This window comes from Candidatus Thermoplasmatota archaeon, assembly GCA_029907305.1.
GTDB lineage: Archaea > Thermoplasmatota > E2 > DHVEG-1 > DHVEG-1 > JARYMC01.
Genome location: JARYMC010000088.1, coordinates 1 through 5,797 on the forward strand (window position 1 = coordinate 1; position 5,797 = coordinate 5,797).

Annotated in this window: 3 protein-coding genes; all 3 read right to left on the minus strand. The window is 32.9% G+C overall.

Annotated elements, in window-relative coordinates; genetic code table 11:
- Positions 1–135: 135 nt before the first annotated feature.
- Positions 136–2,634, minus strand: coding sequence for a hypothetical protein (locus tag QHH19_06380; protein ID MDH7517952.1), 2,499 nt, complete (start codon positions 2,632–2,634; stop codon positions 136–138).
- Positions 2,631–5,186 carry a hypothetical protein gene (locus tag QHH19_06385; GenBank protein ID MDH7517953.1) on the minus strand — a complete coding sequence of 852 codons (2,556 nt, stop codon included), beginning with the start codon at positions 5,184–5,186 and terminating at the stop codon, positions 2,631–2,633. The genes QHH19_06380 and QHH19_06385 overlap by 4 nt, the downstream gene beginning before the upstream one ends.
- A gap of 231 nt (positions 5,187–5,417) precedes the next feature.
- A partial coding sequence (locus QHH19_06390; GenBank protein ID MDH7517954.1) for a hypothetical protein occupies positions 5,418–5,797 on the minus strand: 380 nt, incomplete at its 5' end.

Consider the following 5,797-nt stretch of genomic DNA (forward strand, 5'->3'; position numbering starts at 1 on the left):
AACCGCTGTTGCAAATGATATTGTTACCAGCATTAAAATGGTTAAGATACTAACTACTAATATTTTTTTATTCATTTGTTTTTACCTCCCTCAAGATTTTAATCTTATTTATACTATATAACTATATCGTACTTATTATTTTAATAGTAATTCTTCAAAAATGTAATATTCTGTATTGTATATCTGTCTCAAGGATTCATCAGGTTCTGTAAAGGTCCCACCCAAAACATTGTTACTAAATGTATAGGAATCAACTACAACAACGATCTTGCCTTTATCCATTTCAACAACAGCTATAGACGTTTTATTGTTTTCAGTGATAAAAATATCATCTCCACCATTAATTGTTAGATATGGCATTGAGACATTACCAATTGTTAAGTTACTTGTATCATTTGACTTATATAAACTGTAATCAGATTTTTCGTAGCTTAGCATTATGTTAAAATCTTTTAATAGCTCGTTTGCAGTTGAATCTGTATTTAATGCGCTATCCATTAAAAGAACCATTCCACCATTTTTTATATAATTTTTTACAGCAACAATTTCATCGTTTTCAAATGATTTTACAGGATTAATTATAACAACAACATCGCCATATTTTAGTGCATCATCCAATGTCTTTTCCAAGGATGGAACACAGCCAACTCTTTGAGTCCATACAAAAAATGTATCATATAATTTATTTGAACCTAGGTTCAATGATGGACTATGTTGAATAATAACACCGGAGTGCTCTTTGTCAAAACAAACCTTTGTAAAATCTGAATGAGCAGATGGTAACGAATAATTCAGCTTATTAACATTTGAAAAGGCAGTAGATGCAATGGAAAATGCTAGTAATCCAATCAATAAAAACAAAAAGATAATCATGGCTTTCTTCTCCTTTCTTAAAAGATATAAGGTTAAAGCCAAAGAAACGATTGCAATCACAGCAAAAACCGTGTTGAGATAAGAATATGTATTGATTCTGTTTAGATATTCTATGACTCCAAGATTGAATGATTTATATCCATCCATAAATACACAGAAATTGGAAAAGCAAGTACTATCTGTGAAAGCCAGAATCCTTCCTTTACCATATTTTAATGCAGCTACTTGTAGCAATAACCCGTACTCCATGTCAGGTGAGTTAATAGATTTTCTGAAGAAATTCTCTGTAGAATATGTTCCTGGTTCAGCCATCAGCCTGTTTCCTATTATTACGTTTTCTGATGTAATCGGTGCACTCAAAGTACAAGAAGTTAAGAAATCAAACTTTTCCATGTTTTGTACAACAGTATGAGGAAACATAGGATCTGGTTTGTATACCGATAGCATCCCTGTTCCTAACTCATAGGTTGCATCTGTGTTAAAAGTTATACCAAAGTTTTCTGAAACCTGGTTGAGATAATAGTTCATACCAAAAACATTTGTATGATCACCTATCATGTAAAGACCTCCACCTTTCTTAACGAAATCTATAATTGCTCTTACTTCTTCATCAGAATAACTATTAGTTGGACATTTGAGAATCAAGATGTCGTAATTACTTAAAAGCCTTGAACTTAATATATAATTCATATTCCTATCTACTGTGTAATATTTATCAAGCCATTCAGCCCAACAGTAATAGTTATAGGTGGAAAGCATGCCATACCATTCTTTATCTAGTGCTATTGTTGTATCCTCCCAGTCACTATGCAACTCGTCTATCAAAATTCTACCCTGTTTTGTGGTTCCAGGATCCTGAAATACAAAAGCTCCAACTAATGAAAATACAAACAAAAACACCAAAACCATAGCCAGAGCATGTTTTTTATTTAATTTAAAAACTTTGAAAGAACCGAGGTCAAAATCTATATCCTTAAATGAGGCAAATCTCATAAGCAACAACGCAAACGGTATAAAACTAACAGTGGTAATAAGTGGATCCCAGAAAAGTGCTATATCTGTTGTTTGTGTAAAAATAAATATAATAAAAACATACCTCAAAATAAGATAAATACCACTAAACATCAAAAACCCAAGAATATATACCCCAATTTTTTTGACACCTTTTAAGAATAAAAACAAGACCAAGGCACCTATCAATATGTTAAACCATGGATATAACCCTAGTTTCTCCCATGTAGTGGTAAAAGGATAAGTCTCTTGCAGTGTTTGAATAAAAACTATCCCATTATTCACAGAGGTTCTTAAACCAAATAAACCACTAAATGAAGAGACAATAGGTGATAGAACATCAACTCTGTGGTTGTGTGATGCAAAAATAGAATAAAGTGGAAGAAACAGAGTCTGAACAGTTAGTATAACTCCACTTAATGATAAACCTGTTAACACCCAATTTGCTTTCTCGTTTTTAAAAAGATAAATCTTGACAATGTATAAAATTGTTCCAACTGTCAAAATAATAGGTCCTAAATTGTATGGAAATGGAACAACGAAAATAGATATCAACAGTGGTACCAGGATAACAAGATATTTCTTATCGATTTTTTCGAAATTATTTTTCCAGAAAGCAAAGATATTGAAGACTATACCAATTATTAAGAAGATAAAACCCAGAGTATAATCAGGTATTGTGAATATAGGTATAAAAAACAGCCAACTAACTGAGATAAATACTAAACCTAGCCATAGTAGCCTTTTCATTTTAGCACCCCCTTTGTTTTCATTTCATCTAAAATGTTTTTCAAGAATTGTATGTTCCCAGGCCAGTAATCATCCAAGGATTCGATGTTTTTATCCATTAGGAATTCACTGTCGCCTATGAGCAGCAACCCACCATCTCCATATCTTGTGAAGGTCATAAGAACATACTCATAGTCATCTATTTCAACGCTGTAGAATGGATAGGTTGTATCATTTTCATCTTCTCCTATGTCTCCTACTATGGGCCAGCTGTCTACAAACCTTGGTTCTTTTTGGTATTCCTCAGGGTTTTCTTCAACATAAGGTATTGGTCCCAATGGTATATCAGCTATGTCCAATCCAAATTCTCTTAATAATGGCATGGACGCATCTTTATCTGGGTATCCTGTGCTAAGTATCACTAGGCCACCATTTTGAATGTATTGTTTTAAAAATTCGATTTCATCTCCACTGAACGTTTTTGTAGGTGCATTGAAAATCAAAATAACACTGTTTTTTATTTTATCTTTTGAAAAATCCCTGAGAAGCAATGGTAAATAGTTGTTTCTCATCAGATTCAACATCGTACCTGTAAGCGAGTTGTCTTCAAATGGGTCTAAGCTGAATCTTTCAACATGTGATGCATCTACATAAACTATATTGCCTTTCACTTCTTCTTGTCCAAGTATCATTGGAATAGCAACTGCAGATATAACAAGAGCTATACAAAGTGCTAAGGGGAATAAAACAAATTGTATTTTGCTTTTCCCAAATCGTAGATACAGTACGAATGCTCCTATCAATAAAATCAAAGAAATACCTGTTTGTGCATACTCAATTGTTGATGTTCTTTGACTGCCTAGCCAATTAAAAACACTGTTTAGAAAAGGGAGTGAGTTGATTATTGCAGAGTTTTGAAACGAAGATGTATCACCAAAGACCAGTACCTTACCGTTACCATAATAGGCACCAGCAACTAAAATAATGTCACCAATCTGTTCACCTTTGTTATACTCGTAATCCCCGAGATATGCCTTCTCAACGTTTAAGCGATCTCCTTCATCAGAAAGACCGTATCTACCAAGAATCACTGGAAATGAACCCGCGTTTATATCTAAAGAAGCACCGACGCTTATCTCGATTTCATCCAAACTATCTATCCTGTATGTTACTGGATGATGCATAAGATGATAGCATGGTATCCACTTGAAATTCGTGTCTATTGGTAAAGCATCATCAAACCTATAGTTCATACCAATAGGTTTCAATAGTTGATTCAACGGACTCATCATACCACCGATATCAGTATGATCACCAAGGACCAAAAGTGAGCCACCTTTTTCCACGAAATCCCATATTACCTCGTATTCATTTTCAGAAAACGATGTATTCAAATTTATGACTACAAAGATATCAAAGTTGTTTAGAAGATCTTTGGTTATAGTTTTTGATTCTATGATTGTCGTATAATCAGTCAGATTTACACATCTAGTAACATTTTCGTATATGGGAAGAGTTGCGTTTAGAAATTCTGTTCTGTTACCTACAACTACTCCAGTGTTGTATCCAGAATTGTTAAGGTAATATGGTAAGAGACCAAACATCCCTGAGGCTGATCTACCATATTTTCCATATTCTGGTACATCCCAACTACCAAGCATATTGTGACCATAAAATAAAATATTCTTTTTTGCATTGTTGTTATTTGTGCTGTTTGCACCTAGAAAAACTGTTAAAACAACGCATGAAATTAACAATAAAACCAATGCCCATGCCGCCCCATTTTTTACTACATGTATCAGTTTTATATCTTTAAATCCAAGTATATCCAATTGTTCTTCTTTGAATCTAATCTTTGCTAGATAAACAAATGTAGGTATTAGACAAAAGATAAAAAGAAGGTAGTGTAAGTTTAGAACATCGCTTTTAGATTTGAAATCAACAAAACTTAAGATGATAAGATAAACTATCCAACATACAGTTAATCCAATTACGTTAAATAAGAAATATTTTTTCTTCCCATATGATAGAAATGGCATGCAGCAAGATAGTATGAAGAAGATGATTACTATCCACAATCCACTGGTAGACGGGCCTAATAAAAGGGGTTTGCTGACCATGATTCCAATTGCCTTTGAAAATAATAGTGAGAGCTGTTGTATCGAATACCATAATGTTGGTATTGTCTGGACAAGGATGTAAAACAAAGCATAGATGAAGGATACAACAGATAACAGATGTAGTTCTTTTCGCTTTATTTTAACCCCTTGTAATGTTAGATTTAATCCAGATAAAAGTGTAGGTATGCTAGTTAGCCATAACATCTGTATATCTGTAACAAGCAACAATATAAATGAGAACAGAATGAGAATCAACCCACTAGTCATTCTATAGATTGATTTTTTTTCTTTATTTTTTCCTATGATTGTGTTATATAGTTTTCTAAACGGGATATTAAATACTATAACACCTAGAAGTACATAGATTGTTGATACCATCATGAATGACGAATCAGCTATAACAAGGTTGATGGCAATTAGGTTTAATGCCAAGAGAATCAGCGTTATATTCAAACCCGTTCTAAAAACAGTTGTCAACAACTCTTTATTTTTTATAATATTAAAATACCTTTCCTCCAACATGTAATTTCCTATATATAAATCAGAAAACGCATTATAACTATATCGTTTTTTCTTTGAAATATAAATCTCGGAGTTTTTGTTTTACGATTCTTGAAAATTAAAAGAAAGTAAAGAATTAATTGCTTTTAATTAGATGATGCTAACCAGAAGGCTGTTATTAACTCAACCGAGGGTACGCCGTACATTTGGTTGACACTGACATGTTATGCAAAGCTTACCGCCGCTAGTGCACGGCACCGGATAGCTAGTATCGTGCGTACATGAATATAACACAGTAAAAAGGTCAGAAAGTTCTTTTCTATTTCTTAGCCATTGGAACGGCAGGAAAAATAATCGTTCTCCTAAGAATTTTGCTTTTATTGTTTCTTTTAGGTTTTGTAATTTTTCTCCTATTGCTAGTTCGGTTCTTATTTTGAATAGTGGTGATTCTTTCTTTTTGGAATTTGTTGTGTTTGTGTTAGAGGTAACCGCTGTTGCAAATGATATTGTTACCAGCATTAAAATGGTTAAGATACTAACTACTAATATTTTTTTATTCATTT